Raw genomic sequence first — 25,607 nt, 5'->3', positions numbered from 1 at the left:
TGCGCCCATGAAAGCACCCCGCGAAGCGGTGGCCGACGCGCTGGCCGGCGAACTGCGCCGGCAGGAGACCGGCCGGCTCACCGTGTTCCTGGGCGCCGCGCCCGGGGTCGGCAAGACGTTCGCGATGCTGGCGCGTGCGCGCGAGTTGCAGCGGCAGGGTGTCGCGGTGGCCGTCGGCATCGTCGAGACCCATGGACGCGAGGAGACCGCGGCGCTGCTCGAAGGGCTGGAGGTCCTGCCGCGCCGGCAGGTCGAGTACCAGGCGCGCCGGTTCGACGAGATGGACGTGGACGCGATCCTCGCCCGGCGGCCGCAGGTCGTGCTGGTGGACGAGCTGGCCCATCGCAACGTACCCGGCAGTCGCCACGAACGCCGCTGGCAGGATGTGGCCGAACTGCTCGATGCCGGGATCGACGTCTTCACCACGGTCAACATCCAGCACCTGGAAAGCCTCAACGACATCGTCCATCGCATCACCGGCGTGCGCGTATCGGAGACCGTGCCCGATGCGCTGTTCGACCGGATGCGGGACATCCGCCTGGTGGACCTGCCGCCGCGCGAACTGATCGAGCGGCTGCAGCAGGGCAAGGTCTACCTGCCCGGGATGGCCGAACAGGCGCTGCAGGCCTTCTTCTCGCCGGCCAACCTGTCCGCATTGCGCGAGCTGGCCATGCAGGCCGCCAGCGACCGGGTCGATGGCGATGCGCGCGAGGCGCAGGCCGCGCGCGGCCTGCCGGGCGTGCCGCTGCGCCGTCGCGTGCTGGTGGCCATCGACGGACTGGGAAGCTCCGAGTACCTGGTCAGGTCCGGCCGCAGGATTGCCGAGCGCCGCGATGCGCCGTGGAGCGTGGTGACGGTGCAGTCGGGTGCAGGCGTCGATGGATCCCGCCAGGCCGAACTTGACCGCGCATTCGCCCTGGCCCGCGGCCTGGGTGCCGATACGGCGGTGCTGCACGGTTCGAGTATCGCCGATGCTTTGCTGGACCATGGCGAGCGCGAGGGTGCATCGACCCTGGTGGTCGGGCGCACCCGCGAACGCCCGCTGGCGCGCATGTTCAACCGCACCCTGACCCAGCAGCTGCTGCGGCGCGGAGCGCACTACGAACTGGTGATCATCAGCTCGCCCGGCGCACGCGCCCGTGCCCGGCGCGGCTACGAACTGCAGGGCGCTCCGCTGGACCGTCACGAGGCCGGGCTGGTGCTGGCCGCCACCGGCGGCGCGGTGGCGCTGGCATGGGCCAGCGAGCGCTGGGTCGGGCTGGATGACTTGTCGATGATCTTCATCCTGGCCGTGGTGCTGGTCGCCTCGCGGACCCGCCTGGCCGCCGCCTCGCTGGCCGCCGCGCTGTGCTTCCTTGCCTACAACTTCTTCTTCCTCGCACCGCGCTTCACCTTCCTCATCAGTGCCCGCCAGGGCGTGATCACCGTGTTCCTGTTCCTGGCGGCCGCGCTGGTCGCCGGCCGCCTGGCCTCGAAGCTGCGCATGCAGGTGCTGGCCCTGCGCGCTGCCAATGCGCACGCCACGGTGCTGCAGGCACTCGGAAGGCGGCTCGGCGCGGCCGCGGACCTCGATCAGGTGCTGGACGCCGGCCGGCAGGCACTCGCCCGTCACCTCGATGCAGAGGCCTGGCTGCAGGCAGGTCCCGCAGGCGGGCCGGTCGATGCACCTGCGGGCATCGATCCGGGTGCGGTCGACTGGGTGCGCGCCCATGGACAAGCGGCGGGTCGCCATACCGACACCCTGTCAGGCTCGCCGTGGTGGTACCTGCCGATGCGCGAGAGCAGCGGCGTGATCGGCGTGGCCGCGTTGCGTTTCGATGCCGGGCGACGCAGCCTGACGCTGGAGCAGCGCCGACTGGCCGAGGCCATGGTCGAGGACATCGCCCAGGCGGTATCGCGGGTGCAGCTGGTGGCCGCCCTGGAAACCGCACGGGTCGGCAGCGAGACCGAGCGCCTGCGTTCGGCCCTGCTGTCCTCGGTGTCGCATGACCTGCGCTCGCCCCTGGCATCGATGATCGGCGCGGCGGGCAGCCTGGCCAACTACGGCGAAGCGATGGACGAGGACGACAGGCGAAGCCTGCTCGACACGATCCGGCTGGAAGGCGAGCGGCTGGACCGCTACATCCAGAACCTGCTCGACATGACCCGGCTCGGCCACAGCGGGTTGACCCTCAACCGCGACTGGATCGGCGTGGACGAGCTGATCGGCTCGGCGGTCGCGCGCCTGCAGCGCTACCAGCCGGAGGCGAGGGTGAGGACGGTCATCGCCCCCGGCCTGCCTCCCATCTGGGTGCACCCGGCATTGCTCGAACAGGCGGTCTTCAACGTGCTGGAGAACGCGGCGAGGTTCTCGCCGTCGGGCGAGGCGGTGGAGGTCGAGGCCCAGCTCGTCGACGGAGCGCTGCGCATCGACGTGCGCGATCGTGGGCCTGGCATTCCGGAGGAAGAGCGCAGCCGCATCTTCGACATGTTCTACAGCGTCGAGCGCGGCGACCGGGGTCGGCAGGGAACCGGCCTGGGCCTGACGATCTGCCAGGGCATGGTCGGTGCGCATGGCGGCGATGTGCAGGCGCTGCCAGGACGCGACGGACACGGCACGATGATCCGGATTACCCTGCCGCTTCTCGCGCCGACGACATGACCGCACGCCTGCCATGCCTCCAGTGAACCCCGCGAACCCGGGCGCCGTGCCGGCGACGCGCATCCTCGTGGTCGACGACGAGCCGCAGATCCGCCGCTTCCTGGACATCAGCCTGCGCAGCCAGGGCTACCAGGTCGTGCTGGCGGGCAACGGCCATGCCGGGCTGGCGGAACTGGCCGCGCATGGCGCGGACCTGGTGGTGCTGGACATCGGCCTGCCGGACATCGACGGCCACGAGGTACTGCGGGAGCTTCGGAAATGGTCGCAGGTGCCGGTGATCATGCTCACCGTGCGCAGCGGCGAGCAGGAGAAGGTGGCCGCGCTGGATGCCGGCGCCAACGACTACGTGACCAAGCCCTTCGGCATCGAGGAACTGATGGCGCGGATCCGCGGCCTGCTGCGCACGCATGCCGCACCGGCCGGTGCAGACACCCCGGTCTTCGATGACGGCTACCTGCACGTGGACCTGCTGCGCCGCGAAGTCCGCGTGGACGGTTCATCCGTCACGTTGGGTCGCAAGGAATTCGCGTTGCTGGCGGCGCTCATGCGCCATCCAGGACGCGTGGTCACCCAGCCGCAGTTGCTGCGCGAGGTATGGGGCCCGGACCATCAGGAAGACACGCACTACCTGCGCATCCTCGTTGGCAAGCTGAGGCAGAAGCTGGGCGATGACGCTACCGCGCCGCGCTACATCGCCACCGAGCCCGGGGTCGGTTTGCGCTTCGTGCCGTCCTAGCCGGATGTCCGCTCCTGGCAGGAAGCGGACATCGGCGGGGGAGGGTGTTGTGATGATTTATCGGGGGCAGGAGGGGCGCTTTCGGTAAAACAGGTCGTCGCCAGCAATCGAGTCGTAATCCCGAGGCTCATGAAAGAAACTGCGGCGCATCTCTGTACGTATCAGCCAATCGAGGTCCACAGTCTCGCCGGCCAAAGGATGGGGTCAACGGGGGGTCCTGATCTCTCTCTGAGCGACGTTGTTCCGTCACATGCGATGCGGTTGGCGTGCCGCGATCAATCGGGCAACGTGTTCTTGTAGATCACGCCATCCTTCATGATGACCTTGAAGCTCTGCTCTGGCCGGGTCACCAGAGAGATGTCGGCGACCGGATCGCCATCGACCAGCAGCAAGTCGGCTAGCGCCCCTTCGCGAACCACACCAATCTCCCCCGGGTACGGATTGCGCTTGCCAGTCAGCTGCAAGAGTTCGCCATTGGTTCCGGTAGCCATCACCAGCGTCTCGGCCGGCGTATACCAGCGGGTCAGGCTCGCCAACAGCTGGCCTTGCGCGCGCGCAAGTGTGCTGGAGAACAGGATATCGGTACCGAACGCGGTCTTGATCCGGTGGCGGCGCGCGAACTCGTAGGTGCTCCCGACGCCGGCCCGCACCGCCTGTGCCTGTGCGTGTTGCTCCGAGCCGGGTGGGAAGGCATCCGACACCTGGTCGGGGAACGGCTGCATGCTCAGCCAGATGCCCTCGCGCGCCAGCAGCCGGGCGGTCTGTTCGTCCATCAGGTGGCCATGCTCGATGACCTTCACGCCGGCGGCAACCGCCTGGCTGATGGCTTCGTGGGTGTAGGCATGGACGCCGACATAGGTGCCCCAGTTAGTGGCGGCCTGTACTGCGGCGCGCAGTTCCTCGGGGGTGAAGGTCACCGCGTCCAGGGGACTGTGAGGCGATGAAACCCCGCCGCCGGCCGTGAGTTTGATCTGGCTGGCGCCCTGCATCAGCTGCTCGCGTACCCGCATCCGTGTCTCGTCAGGGCTATCGGCGATCGCGCTGTGCCCCAGCAGGTCGAAGCGCGAGCCGGCCCCCCCCTGCATCCGCGGCAGGTCTGCGGCTTGGCGAAAGTCGCCATGACCGCTGGTGACACTGATCATCGCCCCTGACGGGTAAATGCGTGGACCCGGGATAGCACCCTCGTCGATCGCCCGCTTGAGGCCAAAGGACGATCCGCCCAAGTCGCGCACCGTGGTGAAGCCACGCATCAGGGTGCGCGTGGCCTCGACGCTGCTGGTGACTGCAAGGTGGTTGGGGTCGGCGGTCATCGCTACCTGTAGCGGCAGGCCGACCAGCATCGTGTGCCAGTGGGCATCGATCAGGCCGGGCATCAGCACGCGACCGTTGCCTTCAACTACCTGCTTGCCTGAAGCGTCGATCGGCTCGACCGAGATGGTCTCGATTCGGTTGCCGCGTACCAGTACGTGACTGGGCTGCGAGATCTCGCCGGAGCGTCCATCGAAGACCCGCACATTGCGGAAAAGCACCGCTTGGTGCGCGCTCGCCGCGACAGGATTTTCGGTGGAAAGATCCCGGGGCGCCTGGTGCGCAATTGCATTGACGGGAGCCAGAATCCCGATGGCGCAAACCAGCAAACCGACAAGCTTGCTACCTTGAGCGGAGTACGCAGGGTGCATGGTTCTTCCTTTTGGGCGGTCGGCCCGTTGGGCGGACACATTCAGTGGACCGGAGTGAGGCTGAGCCTAGCAACTTTGCGCTACTTGCCGGTCGCGTTCTACGCCAAAAGGGGCAAGTCGCATATCCATGGCACCCAGTTCATCGACAACGACGACGGGAGCATGTCTATGCAGGTACGAGACAGGAAACAGGTCATGCCTTCGCCAGCAATCGGTTTCAGGTGGCCCACTTCCCTGGACCAGGCGCACTTCCGGCGGGTACCGCCGTAATGGTGCCCGAGGCCGTGCACGCGAGACTTCGTGGCGCAGGTGCCTGACAATTCATTCAAGCCGAACCGGCTTCGCCGGTCGGCTTGACTCAGGCGTTCGACGTCCGCTTATGGCCGGAAGCGGACCTGGTCGATTGCAGCGACGCAACCTGCTTGCCCCCGGCGCGTGAGACCAATCTGACGGTGCGCGCATGGTGCACGTCCACGCGAGAATCCGGGCGAGCCCCCTGAGCGGGAGCCCGCCCATGACCGAACTTGATCAGGTCAGTTCGTAGCGCGCCTCGATTGCGGCGAACAACTGAGCAGCCTCTTCTTTGGCGCGCCTGTTCTCCTCGGCCGTGAGTGGCGCCAATTCGATTCCGTCGACGCCCCCGACATACACTGCCCCCCCAACATCGTCGTCATACGGAGTGCCGTCCTCGTTGATCGCTTCATGCCGGTCCTGGCTCAGGTCACGTCCGAGCATGCTCGACAGGTGCATCCAGACCCAAGCGCGGAACGGTGTCTCGCCCCGGTCTTCGATGAGCTCGCGCATGGCAGATACATCACCCTCGCGTGCGAGCACGCTCAGCCATTGGTAGGCCAGTTCGGGTCGACCGTGCGCATCGGCCAAGTCAGCCATGTCGTACGGATCCATTTCATCCGATGGCTCGAGCTCGAGCGCCCCAGGATCACCGTAGCGCTCCGCGGTGAGCAGCATTGCGCGCCTATCCCCGCCCCGTGCCGCCGCAAGGAGGTGGTACCGATGTTTGGCCACGACCCGAACGAACCCGTCTGCGCCCGCGGCAATCTCCGCGAAGCCCACTGGCTCGGCCGACCACTGACCACGCCGGCGCAGTTCGCGACCGAAACGGTGATCGTCCTCTTCTGGCAGGCCCCCATACGGCTCGAGCATATATGCCGTCGCCAAGTGCGCAGCGGCTATGTCGCGCGCCGCGGCCGCCTCCAACCCTTCGAGCAGCAATGGAAGCTCGCTCAGCAGCGCATCAAAGCCTTGCCGCATGCGGCTGATTAGGGCGATCGACAGCCAGTGGGAAGTGACAGGCGACTCCGCCTCGTCATCCTCCGCCCACTCGTCTTCATCGCTATCAAGCGCATCAATTAGCTCCTCAAAGCGCACCGGTGCGTAGCCGGATACGCCGAGGAAGCTGGCCAGGCCTTGGGCTACGCGTGCGGCCTCCTCGGGTGTCAGCCCAAAGTGCAGGCACCGCTGGATGACGCGGTCCTCATCCGGCGAGAGGCCGGTATCGCGCCAAGCCACGTCGCACCACGCGGCCTGGTGATGGAACGCGGCATGGGTAGCAAATCCGGCGGCGGCCGCCAGCAGCTCGTGGACCTGGCTGCGGGTAAGTGACGCAGAGCCCTGTGCCCGAAGGTGCCCATGGACACGAAACGCATACTGCTTGATGGTCATAACTCGTCCTCGACGGCCAAGCCGATCCGGGTCAGGCGCACACGTTTAAGTCCCCGGCAGCTGGCCAGAAGAAGAGTCGATCAGGGGTTACGGCCTGTTTTTGCTCGTGTGCAAGCAGGGCGGGCGCCGCGGCCAGTGTATGCCGTCTGCTGCCGGGATTCCAAGCGCGCGCTGAAGCTGCGTGCACTGGGGCCCTGCTTCACCGCTCCAGCGGTGGCTGACCGCCGGACGGGGCCGATCAGCGAGGCTCGATTCCGATCCAAATCGGGATCTACGGGAGCCGGTTATAGAGTTCAGCTGGAGCCGGCCGACCACCCTCCCAGCGCCGACCAGCCAGTGTCCGCTTCCGACTCGAAGCGGACATCCTTGCCCGGCAAAGGTGGCAAGCCTCGTCCACCTTGCCGTTTGCTTGTTGATCAGCAGTAGGCCACCTAAGATCAGGCTCAACCAAGGGTGCGGATCCCCGCGAGTTACCGCGGAGCCTGTCCAGTCAATGCCTTGGGACGGTTCGCCCATCAGCTGCGTAATCTTTCGGTGAAGCCGGACTGGACGCCGCGCGGGACTTCAGCGGTTGTCGTATTGGCGATCAAGGGGAATCCATGCGCCGCGAGGAAAAACTGAAGAGCTACCTGGCCCAGGCCGAAGCTTTGGGGATCAATCGGTGGCAAGCAGCCCCTCCGCTTCACAGGTTGGCGTGGCGCCTGGGCATTCCGCTAGCCCCACCCCTGTGTATGAGCTTTGCTGGACTCACCCTGCTGTTCGGCGGCATGTTCGGGCTGGCGATGTATTTTGTCCTCAACGCGCCGTACTGGTCACCGATCGAATCGCCTATGGCCACGGTTGTGGGGGCTATTGTCGGAGGAGTTCTCTACGGGCTGGCCATGGCCGCAGTTTTCAAGAGTCAGCAACGAAACAGCCGCTTCCCTCTTTGGCGAGACTTCCAGTAGGGTCTTGGTTCTGGGCATTACCGGGCTGGTCGCCATGATCCGTTACTGGTTCTCGTCGGCCAGTTCCATGTTTGCCCTATAAGGTAGTTGGCCTGCTGACATGATCATCCGCAACTTCATGCCAGGCGAAGAAGAGGCTTTGCGGGGTGTCTTTGTGTCGTCGGTGCACGATCTGGCCGCAAAGTTCTACACGCCAGAACAGATCAACGCATGGGCGCCCATCGCTTATGACAGGCAGGAGTGGGCCAGCAAGCTTGCTCGACTGCGGCCATTCGTCGCAGTGTCGGAGGGTCAGGTAGTCGGCTACGCAGACCTCCAGGGGCCTGGCTACATCGATCACTTCTTTGTATCGGGTAGATTCGCCGGCCGTGGCGTTGGCAACGCTCTCATGGGTCACATCTGTGGCGTTGCCGCCAGGCGCGGCATTTCCGAGCTGTCTGCCGACGTAAGTCTTTCTGCGGAGCCGTTCTTCTCCAAGCATGGTTTTGTTGTGGTTGAGCGTCAGACGGTGGCCGTCGCAGGTGTCGAACTGGCAAATGCGCGCATGTGCAAGGCACTGCGCCATCAGATGAGGTGATGCGACATGACGCACGGGGCGACCCAAAGCATCGGGTGACCTCGCCGGTGCGCCGGGTTAAAATTCCTTTGTCGAAAGAACCGTCATGGCCGGGCCATGAAGGGCTTTCATTCTTGCTGCTCCCATTGGGTGAAGATGAACAGGCCTTTCATTTCGCTGTGTCCGGAAATCACCCGGACTGACGCGCTTACGCTGATGGACTGGCTGGAGGACGAATGCGTCACCCGCTACCTGAGCGATTCGCGCCATGTCTCGCGGTTCATCGCGCAGGTCATCGGCCGGGTCCAGTCGCCGATCCTGACCCCGCTTTTCAACCAGGGCGGCCGGTTCTTCATCGCCTACGACCGGCATGACGCGCGGGTGGGTTTCGTCCGCCTGGTCAAGACCGGGCCGGATTGCGAGATGGTCCTGGTCATCGGCAACCGCAACGACTGGGGACGCCAGCTCGGCGCCGCCGCGATCCGCGAAAGCATGAAGCTCGCCTTCCTGGAGATGCGCGCCGAGAGGCTCATCGCCAGGATCCACCCGGACAACGCGCGTTCGCTGAGAGCCTTCGAGCGCTGCGGGTTCGTGGCTGAAAGCCAGGCACCTGCCCTGAAGTCCTTCGCCATGACCGCGATGCGCTATCGCCAATTCCTGCGCGAAACCCCTGCCGGGCATGCCGCCAACATCCACATCACGGAGATCGACAAGGATCGGCTCAGCAGCCTGCTCGCATTCGTGCGGGACCCGGCTGTTTTCGAACTGGAGCATGAGATCGAGCGCGCCACCGTGGTCGATCCCGGGCAGGTGCCGGGTGATGTGGTCACGATGAACTCCAGGGCCTTGCTCCAGCTCGATGACGAAGCCGTGGAGGTGACCCTGGTCTACCCGGAGGACGCTGACTGCAGCGCCGGGAAACTGTCGGTCTGCTCGGGCATCGGCACCGCGATCCTGGGCTACCGGGAGGGAGACGCCCTCGACTGGCGGATGCCGGACCGGACCCGCCGTATCCGGATCGAGAAAGTGCTCTACCAGCCCGAAGCCACGGGCAATTTCCACCTTTAGCCTGCGCGCTGCGGACCTGGGAGGAGATGGCCTGGAGACGATGGCCATTCGACAGTCCGCTCCTGGCCGAAGGCTGCCACCTTCCCGTCGTCGAGGGGGACAGACGCGCTAACGTTGGATGTGGCGCGGACGCAGGACGCTCGCAACCAGCCCCAACGGACGGCAAACCCAAGCACGATCAGCACGGGGGCCATCTTCGCGTCCTTGAGAGCCAAGCCTGACGGTAATGGCCTGGGCGGAGACGCATCCGCAGAATTCGGCGATGGGCGCGATGAAGAGCGCTGCAACCGGCCGCGCGCGGGGTGCGTGCGATCGGGATTTTCCCTACGTGATGTCAGGCATTCCCCGATAGGCGGCGAGCCTTCACAAGCGGATAGTGCGCGCACCAGCACCGCGTGTCGCCGTGAACTGTCCGGATGAGCCTGCGCGCGGGCCCTGCCTACTTTCCCCGGTAGGCAGGGCCGCTGGTTACTCCGAGTGGCGCGGCGCTCGCCCGCAACCCGGTGCGGCATTACCGGGACCAGGGTCGCGACGTTGCCGAGCCACGCCAGTCCGGGCAGCGTGGCCGCGCACGGCAGCGAGGCCGCGAGGGTTCCGGCCAACCGGATCCAACCCTCCCACCGAGCGTCCGCTTCCGACCCCTTGCGACATCGCCCTCCGATGGGCGGGCTGTCGAACCCGTGCGGGCCCCGTCCGGGATTCCCGCGCAGCCGCAGGCGCCCGCGTGCGCCACCGCCGACCGCCTGTAGGAAAACTCCGAATCCCGCCGGGCATTTCTCCTACGTGCGGGGACCGCTTTCCCTGATATCGAACTTCCGCAGCGTCGGCATCCTTGTGCCGCCACCCGCGGTGGGGACTGGAATCCCCCCATCGACCTGGCACCGGCGGGCGAGCGGCGGCGCCGGTGGCCAGGAGCGGGGGCATCCCTTCCCGATGCAAAGGAACCTGCACATGAAGAACCTCGTATCGCTGTCGTTTTCGGCCGAAGACCTGGCCGCGCTGGATGCCGCCTTGCTCGTGATCGAGCAGAAGCTGGGCGGCCTGGTCTCGCTCACCACCGCGGAGGTGCGTGGCCTGGCCAAGATGGGTAAGAAGTCCGAAGTGTTCTGCCGCAGCGTGCTGCAGGTGCTGCAGCAGAACCCGCAGGTGGTCACCCCGGCCCTGGGCCTGCCCGAGGCCAACGACGACCTGGCCGCGCTGGACGCGCTGCGCCCGCGGTTGCGCCGGCTCAAGCTGCTCACCACCCGCGGCGAGGACACCCTGCTGGCCCTGGGCGCGGACGTGATGTCGGCGGCGCTGGAGGGCTATGCGCTGCTGAAGGTCAGCGGGCGGGCGAGTGGGCTGGAGGACCAGCGGCGCGAGCTGGGCAGCCGGTTCGCGCGCGCCGGGCGCAAGGAGGACGAGGACGAGGAGGCGGTCGAGCCGGTGTGATCGCTGCCCGGTGCGGCCGGGCAGCTGGTTGACCGAAGCCGGGCGGAGGCGACTCCGCCCGGCTTTTTCGTGCCCGGATGGCGGGGAACGCAGGCGGGGCGGGGGGTTCGAGTTCCCGGCACTGGCGCGCGAGTGTCGGGAACCGGGGCGCGAGTGTCTGGAACTGGCGCGCGGGTTCCGGGAACTGGTGTGCCAGTGTTTTCCATACGCGAATGCATGGAAAACACTCATGCGCGAGTGTTGGGAACTGGCGTGTCAGTATTTTCCATACGTGCGCGCATGGAAAATACTCATGCGTGAGTGCCTGGAACGGGTGCGCGAGTGTTTTCCATGCATGGGCGTATGGAAAATGGTGGTGCGTGAGTGTTGAGGACTGGCGCGTGGGTTCGGGCGATGCGCGGGGGGCACCGAGCGCCGGGGGTTCGGTGATTGGAACGGGCGGGCCAGTGACCGGAGCTACGAAGCTGCTGGCTGGGGAAAGTGCACCCTGACCCCCTGTTTCACTTCACTTCACTTCACTTCACTTCACTTCACTTCACTTCACGGGGGCGTGGAGCCGTTCAGATCGTCTGGCGACTTGTCGACCCGGAAGAATCCGCGGGCGTCGGCCAACGACATCAGGACGCTGTAGGTCTCCACCTCCTTGGGGGTGAGTTCGTCCCGGTCGACGCGTCCTTCCAGCTTGGCGTTCGCGGCTCTCAGTTCGTTGTCGAACTCAGCGGAGGTCTTTCCCGTCGGATCCCACGCGACGATCCAGTCGTGGAGCTTGTCAAGCAGGGCGGGCGTATTGCTCATGCAGCCTTCCGGTGTTCGCAGTAGGGGGGCGCTTGCTATCGAGAACGGGACGGAACGCGGCCAGGGTGGCACCGGGTGGCTCGCTTCGCGTGTCTCGCTCCCGCTTTATCTCACGGATGCACCAGCTCCGGCCGCCAGTGGGGTCATTCGTGGTCTTGTCCTGGAATCAGCCCCATTCGCTGCAACTCGTGCTCAATCCAGGCTGCATCCTGTTCGGATAGCCAGAGCGCGGCGAAATGGAGCCTGCCTTTGCCGATGCGATCTCCGAGCATGGTCGGCTGCGCTCCCGGGTTCCCGAACTCGATGTCAGCCAGCATGCGCAGGATGTCCGGTCGCGGCGGGGATCGGTGCCGGTTAACTGGCATGCCGCCCGGAATCTGGTGGTTGCGAATCAGCTCTTCGTCCGGGGGTTCGCCGCTCTGCGCGAAGCGACTGAGGCCGAGACTGGCGATAGTGTCGTATAGCTCATGGCGGCAGGTCCGCAGGTCCTCCGGAAGATCCCTGAGCTTGAACAAGGTCTCAAGGGTCTTGGCCGCCTTCTGATACTCGTCCTCGAACTGCCGGTAAGTTTTGTCGTTGCCGTTGTAGGAACGCAGCCACTCCATCACCGCGTGGAATTCGTGTTCGAATTTTTCACGCGTCCTGTAGGGTCGGATCGACATTCCGGTGGTCATGCTGCGAGCCTGTGGCGGGGAAGAAGCGAGGGCAAGGCCCGGTGCCGACCTTTGCGGTTGTCGACTTCGGCTGACAAAAAAGCCGCGCAGTGCGCGGCCTTCCATATAACATGCGACGGCACATCTAGACCTTTTGCTTTCCGCCTTCGTCCGACGCCTGGCCCTGAGCCTTCCGCTCGCATCCACAGTGGACCTGGCGCGGTTACGTCACTGTGAGGCACCCCAAAACTTGATGGCCGCGCTCGCGGCGGCATCATTTGAAGTGGGGAGAGGGTCGGCTCACGGTGCAGCTGGAACACGCCTCAAGCGCAAGCGCCCTGCCAGAAACGCGGGTCAGGGTGCACTTTCCGGAGTCGGCCCAGGCCGGGTATGTCGTCGCGGACAAGCAACCGGGGAAAGCACACTCTGACCCCTGTTCAGTTCTTGTCCCAGATGGGGGCGGACTGGAGTCAAAGTGAACCTGACCCCATTCTTCGCCGGATGATTCGCAGATGGCGCACAATGCGGCGCCGATCATCATCCGGACGCTCCATGGACGCTGAAGCACTGATCCACACCGCTCTCCGCGAAGCCGGTTACGGCCAGGACGCCATCGGCTCGGCGCTCCCCAGGATCATGCGCATCCTGCAGGCGGAGGACATCCGCCTGGAGGTCGGCCGCCCGCTGTCGCGCAAGGAGCGTGATTACGTACGCGTGCAGCTCGAGATCGGGCTCAGCGTTCCGGAAATCGTAGCGGGCCTGAAGCGCTGAATCCGTTGCGACGGACACCCGGGCCCAATTCAGGCACTGGAAGCGGGATCTGGAAGCGGGGGTCGGAGTGCACTTTCCGGAGTTGACCCAGGCTGGGTATGTCGTCGTCGCGGATCAGCATCCAGGGAAAGTGCACTCTGACCCCTGTTTTCAAACCTGACCTCGTTCTTCCCAAGGTTCGACTCTGTTTCCGCTTCTAAGACCCAAGCTCGGCGCTTGCACCTTGTGATTGTTCCGGCTTATTCGACGTTAGGATCTCTGCCATTTCACTCATTAGTGCGCGCACAGCAACGCAATCAAGATTGGGTCAGGTTCACGTCAGGTCGGGTTGTTTGTCAGATGCACGCCGGTGCCCTGATTGCAGCATGCAGTTGGAGAGTTCAGCGGTGGTCCGCGACTGCATCATGGAAGTCCAATTCGTGGACGATGACCACGCGTACTCCTGCCTTCCTGAGCTTGACGGCCTTTTCTACCTTCCGCCCATAGCACGAGAAAGCCCAGCAAGGGTTTCCCTCGGCGCCAATGATTAGGTAGTGGACCTTCTTGGATGGAGTGGCGTGAGCTGTCCCACCTAGCTCCTGGACGAGTTCCTCAATCTGCGGCCGCGTAAATCGCGGCGAAGAGCCGGTAAAGCAGAAGCCGCGTTCGAGGAAGGTAATTTCTGGATCGACAGCGCATAGGCCGCGGATCGGCCCCGATTCGGCAATGGGAGCCTTGGTTATGGTTCTGGAGTCCAGGAGCGCGGTGAATTCCGAGAAGAACGCATGCAGCATCTCGTGCTCCTTCTCATCGATCTTCTTGTCCGCAAGCACAGCGGTTATGAGGCTGCCGATCTCGTCGAACGGCCAGCAACTTTTCAGGTGGGGATGCTCTTCCATCCAGTCCGAAAGTCCGCGCAGCTCCTCTTCTGATATTCGGGTGTCAGCAACGATGCCGCCGAGAATGGCATGGAGGCGCTGCAGGTCAGTAGTGGTTTGGTCGTAGAACTCCCGTGATCGAAGCCGCTTGCACAACCAAAGGATGTCTTCTCGTTCTTCCTGGTCGAGTACGCCGTCCGCCATGGCCGCTGCGACGCGCGGTACCAGTTCATTGAACGGGTGAAGGTTCTCTATCTCTCGATGCTCTGAGAGCCATAACGCCAGGTAGCTGATTTCCAACTCGTTGATACGGCCATCGATTGCAATTCCCTCGATGATGCCTAAGAGGGAATTGATCGACTTGTCCAAGCGAGCTTTGCCAGTGAACTTCGCGAATCTCTTCTGATCCGGATGCATGATCACCCTCCCGAGTACCACGAAAGCCAGTAGCGACTCCCCAGTCGCCTTGACGGTACGGACTCTGCTGCAATCCCGACGCAGCTGCAATCGCTTTACCAGACGGCAGGAAAGCAGGTGCAGTGGCCAAGGTGGAGAGAGGGGGATGCACTGCGGCGCTTTGCGCCTTGCCCCTTCGGGGCGACGGCTTCGCCGTCGTGTCCACCCGCTGCGCGGATGGTCGAACCGGGGAGTTCGAATCAAGCTCCCCTCTCTCCGCCAGTTGCGCAAAAGAAAAGGGCCCCGTGAGGGGCCCTTTTGCGCAACTGGCGGAGAGAGGGGGATTCGAACCCCCGAAGCGCGGTTTAGACGCTTACACACTTTCCAGGCGTGCTCCTTCAACCGCTCGGACACCTCTCCGGATCCTGTCTGGAGCCCCGCAGGGCCCGGTCAGGGCCGCGAATTCTAGCGCCCGCGGGCACTTGCCACAAGCGCGGTCGGGGTCCGGGACCGGCCCGGGGGCGGGCGTGGCACAATGCCGTTTCCGGTCGAAACGGTGTCCGATGTCCTATCTCGTCCTCGCCCGAAAGTGGCGCCCGAAGCGGTTTTCCGAGCTGGTCGGGCAGGAACATGTCGTGCGCGCGCTGGGTAACGCCCTGGATACCGGGCGGGTCCATCACGCCTTCCTGTTCACCGGCACCCGCGGGGTGGGCAAGACCACCATCGCCCGGATCTTCGCCAAGTCGCTGAACTGCGAGAAGGGCACCAGCGCCGAGCCGTGCGGGGTCTGCGCGGCCTGCACCGACATCGATTCGGGGCGCTACATCGACCTGCTGGAGATCGACGCGGCCTCCAATACCGGCGTGGACGACGTCCGCGAGGTGATCGAGAACGCGCAGTACATGCCCTCGCGCGGGCAGTACAAGGTCTACCTGATCGACGAAGTGCACATGCTGTCCAAGGCGGCGTTCAACGCGCTGCTGAAAACGCTAGAAGAGCCGCCGGGGCACGTGAAGTTCCTGCTCGCCACCACCGACCCGCAGAAGCTGCCGGTGACGGTGCTGTCGCGCTGCCTGCAGTTCAACCTCAAGCGGCTGGACGAGGACCAGATCCAGGGCCAGATCACCAAGATCCTGGCCGCCGAGGAGATCGGCGCCGATGCCGGGGCGGTGCGCCTGCTGGCGCGCGCGGCCGATGGCAGCCTGCGCGACGGCCTGTCTTTGCTGGACCAGGCGATCGCCTATGCCGGCGGCGCGCTGGACGAGGCTGCGGTGCGGACCATGCTCGGCAGCGTCGACCGGACCCAGGTCGCGGCGTTGCTGGATGCGCTGGCCGATGCCGACGGTCAGCGGCTGCTGGCCACGATCGAGGCCGTGGCCGGGTTCGCGCCGGACTGGGGCAACGTGCTGGAGGCGCTGGCCGAGGCCCTGCACCGGATCCAGGTGCGCCAGCTGGTGCCGGGCGCGTCGCGCGACGACGAGGGCCTGGACGTCTCGGGATATGCCGCGCGCCTGCGCCCGGAAGTGGTCCAGCTCTGGTACCAGATGGCGGTCAACGGGCGTCGCGACCTGGAACTGGCGCCGGCGCCGCGCATTGGCTTTGAAATGAGCGTGCTGCGCATGCTGGCGTTCCGCCCGGAGGCCGATGCCGGGCCGATGGCGGGCGGGCAGGGTGCGGGCACGGGGGCGGATGCGGGTGGGGCGGTGCGTGGGGCGGCGGGTGCGAGGGCGTCTTCGGGGGCCTCCACTGCGGGTGCTGCTGCGGGGCCGTCTTCAGTTGCGCCTGATGAGGTGGCTGGCGCCAGGCCGTCTTCGAATGCGACGCCAGCGGCTGCTGCCCGTGCGCCATCGAATGAGGGCGTGGCAGCGGGCACTTCCGCGGAGCCGCCAGCGCGTGCGCCGGCCGTTGTCGCCGCTGCGCCGGCGCTGGATCCGCCGCCGTGGGACGTGCCGGAGCCGTCGGCTGCGGTCCGTTCCGGATCACCGGTCGTGGAGGCGCCTGCGCCTGCCGTCGATCCGGCGCCGTCGGCCCGCGCGGGCGCGGCTGCGTCGCCGTCGCGTCAGCCGACCGGCAGTGCGATGCCCGCTGCGGCGGCCGCGCTGGATCCGGGCATCGTGATCCCGGCGGCGCCGGCCGTATCGCCGGCCGCTTCGGCGTCACCCGCCGCGGCTGCGCCGTCGCCGGCGCCGGCACGCAACGCTGGCGTGGACAGCGGCAACCGCGTGCTCGATGCCGAGGACTGGCTGCGGCGCGTGGGCATGTGCGACCTGAAGGGTCCTGCGCGCGAACTGGCGGCGCATACCGCCTTCGTCGGCCATGCCGAGGGCGTGCTGACCCTGGCGCTGGACCCGGGCTTCGAATACCTGCGCACCGAGCGCTCCACGGGCGCGCTGGCCGAGGCGCTGTCCGCTTCGCTGGGCGCGTCGCCGCAGATCGTGATCCAGACCGGCCAGGCGCAGGCGGAAACGCTCAACCAGCGCCGCGACCGCGAGCGCGATTCACGCCAGAGCGCGGCCGAGGATGCTTTCCTCAACGATCCGGGCGTCAAGCGCCTGATCGAACAGCACGGCGCCCGCGTCGTGCCTGATTCCATCCGACCTATCGACGAGAACTGAACCATGCGCGGCAATATCGCCCAACTGATGCAACAGGCGCAGAAGATGCAGGAAAACCTGCAGCGCGCCCAGGAAGAACTGGCCCAGATCGAGGTCACCGGCAGCGCCGGCGGCGGCATGGTCAGCGTGACCCTCACCGGCACCAAGGAGTGCCGCAAGGTGCGGATCGACCCGAGCATCCTCGCCGACCAGGAAATGGCCGAGGACCTGATCGCCGCGGCGTTCAACGACGCGTCCAACAAGGTCGACGCCGAGTCCAAGGCGAAGATGGGCGCCGCCTCGGCGGGCATGCAGCTGCCGCCGGGCATGAAGCTGCCGTTCTGATGCGCAGGTGGCGGCGTGCGGGGCGGGGATCCTGCTTGATCCCTGCCATGCGAGCCGCTCGCCCGTGACTTCGCACCGACAACGACCCCGCCGATGTCCGTCCTGCTCGAACAGCTGATCGAAGCGTTCCGCGTCCTGCCGGGCGTCGGCCGCAAGACCGCGCAGCGCATGGCCTACCACGTGCTCGAACGCGGCCGCGACGGCGGCCGCCGGCTGGCCGAAGTGCTGGCCGAATCGGTCGAGCGCATCGGCCACTGCAGCCAGTGCCGCGATTTCAGCGAAAGCGAAGTGTGCGCGGTGTGCGCCAGCAGCGGGCGCGATCGCCAGCAGCTGTGCGTGGTCGAATCGCCCGCCGACCGGCTGGCGATCGATACCGCCACCGGCTACCGCGGCCTGTACTACGTGCTGCAGGGACGGCTGTCGCCGCTCGATGGCGTGGGCCCGCGCGAACTGGGCCTGGATGCGTTGGTGGAACGTTTGGGCGGCGGTGAAGTGGTCGAGCTGATCGTGGCTACGAGTGCCACCGTAGAAGGCGAGGCCACCGCGCATTACCTGGCGCAACTGGCGCGCCGCCATGGCGTGCGCCCGAGCCGGCTCGCGCAGGGGCTGCCGCTGGGGGGCGAGCTGGAATACGTGGATCGCGGCACGCTGTCGCACGCGTTTGGTTCGCGTGGGGAAATGCCGCTGTAGGGCGGCGGCCCGGGAGATGTGCGACGGCCTCGGTATCGCGGTCGTGCCCGCTCCTACAAAGGCCGTAAGTCGCGCGCGTCGAACCGCGATGTGCGGGGTACGGGCCGAAGACGTTTGACCGCCTCGGTGTCGCGGTCGTGCCCGCTCCTGCAAGGGCAGTGCGTCGTGCGACGAACGGCGATGCGCCGTGGGGGCGAACGGGGGTGTTGCGGTGTGGGCGGGGGTGTCTGGCCGCCTCGGTGTCGCGGTCATGCCCGCTCCTACAACGACCGTGCGCGATGCATTGCCACGTAGACCCCATGTGCTTCACCCCCGACATCCCGCCTTGTAGGAGCGGGCACGACCGCGACACCGAGGTGGTCGGGCGCACCGGCATTCAACGCGACCTGCCCGGAGGATGCGCATTCGAACCTGCCGATCGATTCGCCGCGCTGGATTCCTCCACCACCGGCGATCCTCGCCGCCCATCGACACCTGCATCGCCGGCAATCCGGACTATCCTTCCCGTTCCGCTTCAGCCACCGGACGCCCCCCATGAGCGACACCCTGTTCGGCAGGATCATCCGCCGCGAAATCCCCGCCACGATCGTCTACGAGGACGAGGACATCCTCGCGTTCAAGGACATCGCCCCGCAGGCGCCGGTGCACGTGCTGTTCATTCCCAAGCACGAGGCGATCCCGACCCTGGACGACGCCACGCCGGCGCAGGCCGGACTGCTCGGCCGGCTGATGCTCGCCGCGGCGGCGTACGCGCGCAGCGAGGGCTTCGCCGAGGATGGCTATCGCGTGGTGATGAACTGCCGCGAACACGCCGGCCAGACCGTATTCCACGTGCACCTGCACCTGCTGGCCGGCGCGCCGCTGGGCCATTTCGGCACGCCGTGAGCGCGCCTGCCGCGCGTTGACGCGCCGATCCCCGCACCCGGATCCCGAAGCGACGCCCCAAAACACCGACGCCGAGGGCGTCCTGACGCCGAGAGCGCTCCGACGCAAAATGCGCCCGCCGCCAGGGTGCTTAGACGTCAAGTCCCGACGCCAACTGCTCCCGACGCCAGGTGCACCCCGACGCCAAGTGCCCCCGACGCCAAGTGCTCCCGACGCCAGGTGCTCCCGACGCCAAGTGCCCCCGACGCCAGGTGCTCCCGACGCCAGGTGCTCCCGACGCCAAGTGCTCCCGACGCCAGGTGCTCCCAACGCCAGGTGCTCCCGACGCCAGGTGCTCCCGACGCCAGGTGCTCCCGACGCCAAGTGCGCCCGACGCCAGGTGATCCCGACGCCAAGTGCGCCCCGACCCCAAGGCGTTCCGGAACCAGCAGCGCCCCGACCCCATGGCACCTGCGCCCCGATCGATAGCGTCCTGACCCCAAAAGCAGAACGCCGCCCTGTAGGCGGCGTTCTGCATTGCGATCGCGCGGCTGGGCTTACCAGCCCCAGTAGCCCCAGCGTCCCCACGGGCCGCCCCACGGACCCCACGGGCCCCAAGGCCCCCACGGATCGGAGACGACGCGGATCTCGTTGATCACCGGCCACAGGTAGACCACGTCGGCGGCGATCCGCGGCAGGCGGTAGTCGTATTCGCCGATGCGCACCGAGTCGGTGTCCTGCACGCGGCCGACGAAGGTGACTTCGCGACCGGGCGCGAACACTTCCGGATCGTAGAAGCCGGCGCGGCAGGCGACGAAGCGGCCCTGCGCCGAGTCGGCCAGGTTGCTGTCGGGACGACCGGTGGCGTTGAGCGGCGTGGCCACGACCTGGAAGCAGGTGCTGTCCGGACCGGGCAGGGTCTGCACGATGCGGCCACCCCAGCGCACGCTCGCGCCGATCTGCTGTCCGACGACGGCCTGCTCGGGCGTCACCCCGAGGAAAGTGCCCTGCAGCGGTTGGGGCGCGCTCGCGCAGGCACTGAGCAGTGCGAGCGTGGCGGCGGCGAGGGCAATCCGGAATGAAGGGATGCGGGCGGACATGGTGGCCTCCTGATGATCAGGGGCGATGCCGCTGCAGGTCGTCCAGCAGCTTGCGCATCCCCCCTTGGACTGGAGCGTAGCGCGTTGCAGCGAAACGGTGGCTGAGCGCGAGCAGGGCTTGCCCGCTGCGGGGGTGGGCGGCAGCGACCCGGGTGGCCCAGGTCAGCGCCGGTTCGTGCGCCGGGCGGCCCAGCCCGATCCGGGCGTAGCGACGGCCGAGCCGGTGCCAGGCGCGCAGCAGCGGGTCGCGCTCGCGCTCGCCGCGGGCCAGCAGCCAGACCATGCCCGCCAGGGCGAAGGCGGCGAATGCGATGAACAGTGCCAGCAGCTGCGAAGGCTGCAGCTTGCCCAGGCCCAGCGGGCTCAGCAACGCCTGCTGACGGGTCGCGTCGAAGCCCAGTACCAGGTCGTTCCAGCCGCGTCGCATCCAGTCGGCCAGGTCGCCAAAACTGCTTATTCCAAGCATTTCCATGCCGCCGCCGGCGTTGGCGGCGCGTTGCTCGAGGGTGTCGTAGATGCGCTCGGGCGCGACCGCGGCGGTGGGATCCACGCGCACCCAGCCGCGACCGTCCAGCCACACCTCGACCCAGGCATGCGCGTCCATGCGCCGCACGATCCAGTAGTCGCCGAACGGATTGCGGTAGCCGCCGGTGTAGCCGGTGACCACGCGCGCGGGGATGCCCGCCGAGCGCATGAGCACGGTGAACGCCGAGCTGAAGTGTTCACAGAAGCCCTGCTGCGTGTCGAACAGGAATTCGTCGACGGCGTGGCGGCCCGGCAGGCCGGTGTCGAGCGTGTAGGCGAAGTCGGCGCGGATCCAAGCCAGGGCGCGGTCGACGATCGCCTGGTCGTTGTCGCCGGCTTCCTGTCGCCACTGCCGGCCCAGCGCACGGGTGCGTGGATCGTGGTCGGGCGGCAGCGCCAGCGCGTGCTGGCGCATGATCGGACGCAGCTTCGGATCGAACGTGGCGGGCGGTGCCGACTGCAGTTGCCAGCGTGCGGCCACCGACAGCGGACGCGCGGTGACCAGGCTGAAGCCGTGGCTGAGCTGCACGTCCTGCGGCGGGGCAGTCACCAGGTCCAGCGCCGGCAGGTCGCGCCGATCGGTGGCTTCCACTTCCAGCTCGTAGGACCAGCGCGCCGGACCGGATTGGACCGGCGGGGGCGGCAGCCCCTCCAGCCAGCGCGAACGGGTCCAGGTGCGGCCGTCGTAATCGAGCAGCACCGGTCCGCGCCAGTACATCTGGTCGGTGCGCGGTGTCGCCCCATGGAACTGCGCGCGCATCGCCGGCGTGTCGTCGGCCAGCAGGTCGAGCCAGCCGCCCGGGCTCATGCTGTCGGACAGGCCCGGGCGCGCGAGCGCGCGTTCGGGCACGCCCCACAGCGGCGTGCCCAGGCGCGGGAACAGCCAGAAGGCGACCAGCGCCAGCGGCAGCCCGATCGCGACCAGACGTCCGGTCGTGGTCAGGCGCTGCTTCAGCGTCGGCGGCGCGATGCCCGCCTCGAGGTCGGCCAGTCGCTGCAGGGTCAGCAGCCCGGCCAGGAACGCGGCCACTGCGAGCAGCATCACCAGCGGGCCCTGGTCGAGCAGGAACGCGGCGAACGGCGCGAACAGCGCGAATCCGACCAGGCTGCGCGCGTCGCGCAGGGTGCGCAGTTCACTGGGCTTGATCGCCAGCATCGCCGCCAGCAGCGCGCAGCCGGTGTCACGGCCCGGACGCGTGCCCAGTACCGCCAGGACCGCCAGGATCATGGCCAGCGCCAGCACCGCGCGCAGCCAGGCCGGCAGCGGCTTGCGCCAGGCCAGCAGCGCCATCACCGGTGCGGTGAGGCCGAAGCCCAGGCCGAGGCTGGAAGGCAGGTTCAGCAGCAGCGGCAGCAGGGCGAACGCGGCCGCGGCCAGCGCCCAGCCGCGACTGCCGCGGTCCAGCAATACGTGCGCCTGCGCGTCGGCGGTGGCGGTCAGGGCGCTCATGCGTCGGGCAGCAGGGCCAGGGCGCGCAGGCAGGCGTGGTGGTGCTCGGGGCCGCGGCCGGGGCCCAGGTGCGGCTGGCCTGGCAGGCGCAGGCGATAGCGGCGTCCGTCGCGTTCGGCGAGGTCGACCCATCCGGCCAGGCGCGAGATCCGCGCTTCGTATCCCAGCGTGCGCAGCGTGTTCCAGTCGAGCAGGACGTCCTGCTGCTGCGCGCGTTCGTATTCGCGCACCACCAGGGTGTCGCGGCGCGCGCTGTGCTTCCAGGCGATCGAGCGCGGCGCGTCGCCGCTGCGGTAGGCGCGCAGCTGGTGCGGCTCTTCGCCCTGCGGATGCACGCGGCTGCGCTGCGCGTCGATGCCGGTATCGGGCAGCGGCGGCGGATGGGCTTCGGCGCGCGGATAGACCAGCAGGGGCTGCCGCGGCCACACCCGCGACCAGGCGCGGGCCAGGCCCAGCGGCTGGGTCGTGGACAGGCGGATGCGTCCGGGATCGAGCCAGCCGCGTCGGTGCGTGGGCACGGGCAGGGCGAGCTCGGCATTGCCGTCCTCGCCGGTGCCGGCCCAGCCCACGGCTCCGTCGAGGTCGCCGCGCAGGCCGCGCCGGCGCCGGCCATCGCGCGTGGACAGCGCCAGGCGCAACCACGACGTTTCGCCGGCCGCCACCGGTTCGGCGGACATCGCATCGATCTGCAGGCCCGACAGCTGCAGGTGGCTGGCGATCAGGCTGGCCAGGCCGGACGCGCCCAGCAACAGGGCCAGCATGAGCGCCGGGTTGTTGTTGTAGTTCAGCGCGCCCAGGCCCATGGCCAGCACCAGCAGCGCATAGAACAGGCCGAAGCGGGTCGGCAGCACGTAGATGCGGCGGCGCCCGATCCGCACCGGTAATGGCTCCGGCGCGCGTGGCCGCTCGAACGATTCAAGCCAGGTGCGCAGCTCGCGCCATGCCGCCCGCATCAATCCACCGGAACGGCGTGCAGGACCGCCTTGGCCAGGCTGGTGCCGCTTCCGGCCTCGGCTTCGCCGACCAGGCGATGTCCGGCCACGGCGATGAAGAGGGCCTGCACGTCCTCGGGCAGCACGTGGCCACGGCCCAGCAGCAGGGCGTAGGCGCGCGAGGCGCGCAGCAGGGCCAGGCCGGCGCGCGGCGACAGGCCCACGCGCACGCCCGGATGCTGGCGGCTGCGCGCGAGCAGGGCCTGCACGTAACCGACCAGCGCCTCGCTGGCATGGACCTGTTCGGCGGCCCGACGCAACGCCTGCACGTCGCCATCGGCCAGCACCGGCATGGCCTGTGCGATCAGCTCGCGACGGTCGGCACCGGTCAGCAGCGCGCGCTCGGATTCCGCATTCGGATAGCCCAGCGAGAAGCGCAGCAGGAAGCGGTCCAGCTGCGAATCGGGCAACGGGAAGGTGCCCGACAGGTCGACCGGATTCTGCGTGGCGATGACGAAGAACGGATCGGGCAGGGCGTGGGTGACGCCGTCGATGGTGACCTGCTGTTCGGCCATCGCCTCCAGCAAGGCGCTCTGCGTGCGCGGCGGCGCGCGGTTGATCTCGTCGGCCAGCAGCACCTGGGTGAACACCGGCCCGGGATGGAACTGGAACTGGCGCGAGCCGGCCTCGTAGACCGAGACGCCGAGCACGTCGGCCGGCAGCAGGTCCGAGGTGAACTGGATGCGCTGGAACGCCAGTCCGACGGTCGCTGCCAGCGCGTGGGCCAGGGTGGTCTTGCCCAGCCCGGGCAGGTCCTCGATCAGCACGTGGCCGCCGGCCAGCAGGGCGACGAACGCAAGCCGGACCTCCTGCGGCTTGCCCAGCACCAGGCTGTTGACCTGGCGCTGCGCCTGCATGAGCGACTCGCGCAAGGCGTCAGGTAGGATGGTGGTCGAGGGTTCCGCGGACTGCGTCATCGTCTTCCTGCAGTGTGTTTTCGATAGGGAGTGTAGCGGCACAGATGGAGGCTGAGCATCGCGCGCGGCGTGCGTTCATTGCATGGTGGACGCTGGCCTGCGTGCTCAAACTGGTCGTGGCGGTGCGCTTGCCGTTGTTCGTCGACGAGGCCTTCTACTGGCAGGAAGGGCGGCACCTGGCGTCCGCGTATTCGGACCTGCCGGGCATGACCGCGTGGCTGGTGCGCCTGGGCGAGGTGCTGGGCGGCGAGCATCCGCTGGCCCTGCGCATGCCGTTCCTGGTCATGGGCGCATTGCTGCCGTGGTGGGTCGCGCGGATCGGCCGGCGCTGGTTCGGCGCGATCCCGGGCTGGAGGGCCGGCACGTTGGCCGTGCTGCTGCCTTTGCTGGGCATGCTCGGCGTGCTCGCCCTGCCCGACGTGCCGCTCGCCTTCGCGACGGTGCTGTGCCTGCATGCGGGCGCGCGCCTGCTGCACCAGGTCACTCCGTTCGCCGCGCTGGAGCTGGCCCTGGGCCTGGCGCTGGGTGCGCTGAGCCATTACCGGTTCGCAGGCGTGGTCGTGGTCGGGGCCGCGGTCATCCTGTGGCTGCCGCAGGGACGGCGCCTGCTGCGCGATCCGCGGGTGCTGCTGGCGCTGGTGGTGGGGCTGCTGGCGTGGCTGCCGCTGCTGCTGTGGAACCTCGAGAACGGCGAGGCCGGCTTGCGCTTCCAGCTGCTGGACCGGCATCCGTGGACGTTGCATGCAGGCGGCCTGGCCTTCCTGGCGCTGCAGGCCCTGGTGGTCACCCCGTTGCTGGCGTGGGCGATGCTGCAGGCGGCGTTCCTGACCGGATGGAAGCGGCGGCCGGCGCGACCGCAATGGCGTTTCCTGGCCCTGTTCGGGTCGATCGTGCTGGCCGGCCTGTTCGTGCTGGGGTTCTTCGCCGACAGCGAGCGGGTGAGCTTCCACTGGCCGGTGCCGGCCTACCTGGCCCTGCTGCCTGCCGCCGCGATGATGCTGGAAGGCTGGCCGGTGGGCTGGCGCAGGCTGGCGTGGGCGACGGCTGCCGTCGGCCTGCTGGCCGCGCTGGCCTGGTGCCTTGCGGTGGCATCGCCCGCGCTGCGCCAGGAGGCCGCGGGTTCCAAGCACTACCCGCGCAATTTCGCAGGCTGGGAACCGCTGGCCACGGCCGTGCGCGAAGAGCTGGCGGCGATGCCGCCGGACACGCGCCTGCTGGTGGACGATTTCAAGATCGGCGCCGAACTCGGATTCGCATTGGGCGATCCGCATATCGCGGTGCTCGATCATCCCCTCAACCATGCGCATGGCCGCGCCCCGCAGCTGCGCCTGTGGGACCTGCACGTCGGCGACCCGCCGGCAACGCCGGCCCTGCTGGTGCTGGCACCCGGCGACCTGCCTTTCCGGCAGTGGCTGCAGCACTACCACCGGTTGTGCGAGACACTGGGCCCGCTGCCACTGGTGCGCAGCGTGCTGGTTGACCATGGCGCGCAGCGCTTCCTGCTGGTGCGACTGCCACCGGCATCGCAGGCACCGCCTTACCCGGGCGCGTGCATCGCGCCGGCGATGGCCTGGATCGACGCACCCGTGCCCGGGCAGGCGCTGCCGCCGCGGTTCGAAGTGAAGGGCTGGGCATTCAAGGAGGGCGTCGGGCTCTCAAGCGTGGAGATCGTGCTGGACGATGCCGTTGTCGCGCAGGCGCAGTACGGTTCCCTGGCCGACGTCAGCAGCTATTTCCCCGAAGCCACCGACCCGCACCTGCCCCACATCGGCTTCCGCGCGCAGGTCGACCTGCCCGAGAGCCAGGCGGGCCGCCGCTGGCTCGGTCTGCGACTGCACGGTACCGACGGCAGTGTCGAGGAATGGCCCCGGCAGCCGGTGGAGATCGTCCCCGCCGCGGCTGGCAGGTAACATGCGC

Annotated in this window: 21 protein-coding genes and 1 tRNA gene; 12 read left to right on the top strand and 10 right to left on the bottom strand. The window is 67.7% G+C overall.

Annotation, left to right across the window (positions count from 1 at the left end; translation table 11 throughout):
* The first annotated feature begins 7 nt into the window (after nt 1-7).
* Nucleotides 8-2,641, top strand: coding sequence for a sensor histidine kinase (locus MNQ95_RS01090; protein ID WP_241953556.1), 2,634 nt, complete (start codon nt 8-10; stop codon nt 2,639-2,641).
* Nucleotides 2,642-2,654: 13 nt separating this feature from the next.
* Nucleotides 2,655-3,377, top strand: a complete 723-nt coding sequence (locus tag MNQ95_RS01085; RefSeq protein ID WP_241953555.1) for a response regulator — start codon at nt 2,655-2,657, stop codon at nt 3,375-3,377.
* Nucleotides 3,378-3,652: 275 nt separating this feature from the next.
* Here MNQ95_RS01085 and MNQ95_RS01080 read toward each other — a convergent pair whose 3' ends face one another.
* Together MNQ95_RS01080 and MNQ95_RS01075 are read right to left on the bottom strand one after the other, a co-directional pair.
* Nucleotides 3,653-5,056, bottom strand: coding sequence for a metal-dependent hydrolase family protein (locus tag MNQ95_RS01080; RefSeq protein ID WP_241953554.1), 1,404 nt, complete (start codon nt 5,054-5,056; stop codon nt 3,653-3,655).
* Nucleotides 5,057-5,584: 528 nt separating this feature from the next.
* Nucleotides 5,585-6,739 (bottom strand): hypothetical protein, encoded by a 1,155-nt coding sequence (locus MNQ95_RS01075; protein WP_241953553.1) that lies wholly within the window; start codon nt 6,737-6,739, stop codon nt 5,585-5,587.
* Between the two features lie 599 nt (nt 6,740-7,338).
* Here MNQ95_RS01075 and MNQ95_RS01070 point away from each other — a divergent pair.
* From MNQ95_RS01070 to MNQ95_RS01055, 4 genes are all read left to right on the top strand, one after another.
* A complete protein-coding gene (locus tag MNQ95_RS01070) occupies nt 7,339-7,686 on the top strand; it encodes a DUF6404 family protein (protein WP_241953552.1) in 348 nt (115 codons plus the stop codon).
* A 100-nt stretch (nt 7,687-7,786) separates the two neighbouring features.
* Nucleotides 7,787-8,263: a GNAT family N-acetyltransferase gene (locus MNQ95_RS01065; protein WP_241953551.1), complete on the top strand. Its 477-nt coding sequence runs from the start codon at nt 7,787-7,789 to the stop codon at nt 8,261-8,263.
* A gap of 135 nt (nt 8,264-8,398) precedes the next feature.
* Nucleotides 8,399-9,310, top strand: a complete 912-nt coding sequence (locus MNQ95_RS01060; RefSeq protein ID WP_241953550.1) for a bifunctional GNAT family N-acetyltransferase/nucleoside diphosphate kinase regulator — start codon at nt 8,399-8,401, stop codon at nt 9,308-9,310.
* Between the two features lie 951 nt (nt 9,311-10,261).
* Nucleotides 10,262-10,741, top strand: coding sequence for a hypothetical protein (locus MNQ95_RS01055; RefSeq protein WP_241953549.1), 480 nt, complete (start codon nt 10,262-10,264; stop codon nt 10,739-10,741).
* Between the two features lie 540 nt (nt 10,742-11,281).
* On the opposite strand, the gene MNQ95_RS01050 is transcribed toward MNQ95_RS01055, so the two are convergent.
* Nucleotides 11,282-11,536: a hypothetical protein gene (locus MNQ95_RS01050; protein WP_241953548.1), complete on the bottom strand. Its 255-nt coding sequence runs from the start codon at nt 11,534-11,536 to the stop codon at nt 11,282-11,284.
* A 143-nt stretch (nt 11,537-11,679) separates the two neighbouring features.
* Nucleotides 11,680-12,210 (bottom strand): hypothetical protein, encoded by a 531-nt coding sequence (locus MNQ95_RS01045; RefSeq protein WP_162411537.1) that lies wholly within the window; start codon nt 12,208-12,210, stop codon nt 11,680-11,682.
* Between the two features lie 531 nt (nt 12,211-12,741).
* Between MNQ95_RS01045 and MNQ95_RS01040 the strand changes: the two genes are divergently transcribed.
* Nucleotides 12,742-12,960, top strand: coding sequence for a polyprenyl synthetase (locus tag MNQ95_RS01040; protein WP_241953547.1), 219 nt, complete (start codon nt 12,742-12,744; stop codon nt 12,958-12,960).
* A gap of 380 nt (nt 12,961-13,340) precedes the next feature.
* Here the strand turns inward: MNQ95_RS01040 and MNQ95_RS01035 are convergent, their stop codons facing one another.
* Entirely contained in the window at nt 13,341-14,234 is an 894-nt protein-coding gene (locus MNQ95_RS01035; protein ID WP_162411539.1) for a BRCT domain-containing protein, read from the bottom strand.
* A 306-nt stretch (nt 14,235-14,540) separates the two neighbouring features.
* Nucleotides 14,541-14,633, bottom strand: a tRNA-Ser gene (locus MNQ95_RS01030).
* Nucleotides 14,634-14,776: 143 nt separating this feature from the next.
* Here MNQ95_RS01030 and dnaX point away from each other — a divergent pair.
* From dnaX to MNQ95_RS01010, 4 genes are all read left to right on the top strand, one after another.
* On the top strand, nt 14,777-16,828 hold the full coding sequence (gene dnaX, locus MNQ95_RS01025) for a DNA polymerase III subunit gamma/tau (RefSeq protein ID WP_241953546.1): 2,052 nt from the start codon (nt 14,777-14,779) through the stop codon (nt 16,826-16,828).
* Between the two features lie 3 nt (nt 16,829-16,831).
* The gene (locus tag MNQ95_RS01020) at nt 16,832-17,152 is read left to right on the top strand and encodes a YbaB/EbfC family nucleoid-associated protein (protein ID WP_162411583.1); all 321 of its coding nucleotides are present in this window, start codon (nt 16,832-16,834) and stop codon (nt 17,150-17,152) included.
* A gap of 93 nt (nt 17,153-17,245) precedes the next feature.
* The gene (gene recR, locus MNQ95_RS01015; RefSeq protein ID WP_241953545.1) at nt 17,246-17,842 is read left to right on the top strand and encodes a recombination mediator RecR; all 597 of its coding nucleotides are present in this window, start codon (nt 17,246-17,248) and stop codon (nt 17,840-17,842) included.
* Between the two features lie 534 nt (nt 17,843-18,376).
* Nucleotides 18,377-18,727, top strand: coding sequence for a histidine triad nucleotide-binding protein (locus MNQ95_RS01010; protein WP_162411585.1), 351 nt, complete (start codon nt 18,377-18,379; stop codon nt 18,725-18,727).
* 536 nt (nt 18,728-19,263) lie between these two features.
* On the opposite strand, the gene MNQ95_RS01005 is transcribed toward MNQ95_RS01010, so the two are convergent.
* From MNQ95_RS01005 to MNQ95_RS00990, 4 genes are read right to left on the bottom strand one after another with little or no spacing between them, the layout of a single operon-like run.
* A complete protein-coding gene (locus MNQ95_RS01005) occupies nt 19,264-19,806 on the bottom strand; it encodes a Slp/YeaY family lipoprotein (protein ID WP_241953544.1) in 543 nt (180 codons plus the stop codon).
* 16 nt (nt 19,807-19,822) lie between these two features.
* Nucleotides 19,823-21,781 carry a transglutaminase TgpA family protein gene (locus tag MNQ95_RS01000; protein WP_241953543.1) on the bottom strand — a complete coding sequence of 653 codons (1,959 nt, stop codon included), beginning with the start codon at nt 21,779-21,781 and terminating at the stop codon, nt 19,823-19,825.
* Nucleotides 21,778-22,734 carry a DUF58 domain-containing protein gene (locus MNQ95_RS00995; protein ID WP_241953542.1) on the bottom strand — a complete coding sequence of 319 codons (957 nt, stop codon included), beginning with the start codon at nt 22,732-22,734 and terminating at the stop codon, nt 21,778-21,780. The genes MNQ95_RS01000 and MNQ95_RS00995 overlap by 4 nt, the downstream gene beginning before the upstream one ends.
* Complete coding sequence (locus tag MNQ95_RS00990) at nt 22,734-23,690, bottom strand: AAA family ATPase (RefSeq protein ID WP_162409010.1); 957 nt, start codon at nt 23,688-23,690, stop codon at nt 22,734-22,736. The genes MNQ95_RS00995 and MNQ95_RS00990 overlap by 1 nt, the downstream gene beginning before the upstream one ends.
* A 44-nt stretch (nt 23,691-23,734) precedes the next feature.
* Between MNQ95_RS00990 and MNQ95_RS00985 the strand changes: the two genes are divergently transcribed.
* A complete protein-coding gene (locus MNQ95_RS00985) occupies nt 23,735-25,600 on the top strand; it encodes an ArnT family glycosyltransferase (protein ID WP_162409012.1) in 1,866 nt (621 codons plus the stop codon).
* Nucleotides 25,601-25,607: the final 7 nt, after the last annotated feature.

Source organism: Pseudoxanthomonas daejeonensis, from assembly GCF_022637495.1.
Lineage (GTDB): Bacteria > Pseudomonadota > Gammaproteobacteria > Xanthomonadales > Xanthomonadaceae > Pseudoxanthomonas > Pseudoxanthomonas daejeonensis.
Note: the sequence above shows the minus strand (reverse complement) of the source record. Positions and strands in the feature narration are given on the sequence as shown.

Bases quoted from the DNA above. Each gene is read 5' to 3' on its own strand.
- MNQ95_RS01090 (WP_241953556.1), top strand. From the start codon at position 8: ATGAAAGCACCCCGCGAAGCGGTGGCCGACGCGCTGGCCGGCGAACTG.
- MNQ95_RS01085 (WP_241953555.1), top strand. From the start codon at position 2,655: ATGCCTCCAGTGAACCCCGCGAACCCGGGCGCCGTGCCGGCGACGCGC.
- MNQ95_RS01080 (WP_241953554.1), bottom strand. From the start codon at position 5,056: ATGCACCCTGCGTACTCCGCTCAAGGTAGCAAGCTTGTCGGTTTGCTG.
- MNQ95_RS01075 (WP_241953553.1), bottom strand. From the start codon at position 6,739: ATGACCATCAAGCAGTATGCGTTTCGTGTCCATGGGCACCTTCGGGCA.
- MNQ95_RS01070 (WP_241953552.1), top strand. From the start codon at position 7,339: ATGCGCCGCGAGGAAAAACTGAAGAGCTACCTGGCCCAGGCCGAAGCT.
- MNQ95_RS01065 (WP_241953551.1), top strand. From the start codon at position 7,787: ATGATCATCCGCAACTTCATGCCAGGCGAAGAAGAGGCTTTGCGGGGT.
- MNQ95_RS01060 (WP_241953550.1), top strand. From the start codon at position 8,399: ATGAACAGGCCTTTCATTTCGCTGTGTCCGGAAATCACCCGGACTGAC.
- MNQ95_RS01055 (WP_241953549.1), top strand. From the start codon at position 10,262: ATGAAGAACCTCGTATCGCTGTCGTTTTCGGCCGAAGACCTGGCCGCG.
- MNQ95_RS01050 (WP_241953548.1), bottom strand. From the start codon at position 11,536: ATGAGCAATACGCCCGCCCTGCTTGACAAGCTCCACGACTGGATCGTC.
- MNQ95_RS01045 (WP_162411537.1), bottom strand. From the start codon at position 12,210: ATGACCACCGGAATGTCGATCCGACCCTACAGGACGCGTGAAAAATTC.
- MNQ95_RS01040 (WP_241953547.1), top strand. From the start codon at position 12,742: ATGGACGCTGAAGCACTGATCCACACCGCTCTCCGCGAAGCCGGTTAC.
- MNQ95_RS01035 (WP_162411539.1), bottom strand. From the start codon at position 14,234: ATGCATCCGGATCAGAAGAGATTCGCGAAGTTCACTGGCAAAGCTCGC.
- dnaX (WP_241953546.1), top strand. From the start codon at position 14,777: ATGTCCTATCTCGTCCTCGCCCGAAAGTGGCGCCCGAAGCGGTTTTCC.
- MNQ95_RS01020 (WP_162411583.1), top strand. From the start codon at position 16,832: ATGCGCGGCAATATCGCCCAACTGATGCAACAGGCGCAGAAGATGCAG.
- recR (WP_241953545.1), top strand. From the start codon at position 17,246: ATGTCCGTCCTGCTCGAACAGCTGATCGAAGCGTTCCGCGTCCTGCCG.
- MNQ95_RS01010 (WP_162411585.1), top strand. From the start codon at position 18,377: ATGAGCGACACCCTGTTCGGCAGGATCATCCGCCGCGAAATCCCCGCC.
- MNQ95_RS01005 (WP_241953544.1), bottom strand. From the start codon at position 19,806: ATGTCCGCCCGCATCCCTTCATTCCGGATTGCCCTCGCCGCCGCCACG.
- MNQ95_RS01000 (WP_241953543.1), bottom strand. From the start codon at position 21,781: ATGAGCGCCCTGACCGCCACCGCCGACGCGCAGGCGCACGTATTGCTG.
- MNQ95_RS00995 (WP_241953542.1), bottom strand. From the start codon at position 22,734: ATGCGGGCGGCATGGCGCGAGCTGCGCACCTGGCTTGAATCGTTCGAG.
- MNQ95_RS00990 (WP_162409010.1), bottom strand. From the start codon at position 23,690: ATGACGCAGTCCGCGGAACCCTCGACCACCATCCTACCTGACGCCTTG.
- MNQ95_RS00985 (WP_162409012.1), top strand. From the start codon at position 23,735: ATGGAGGCTGAGCATCGCGCGCGGCGTGCGTTCATTGCATGGTGGACG.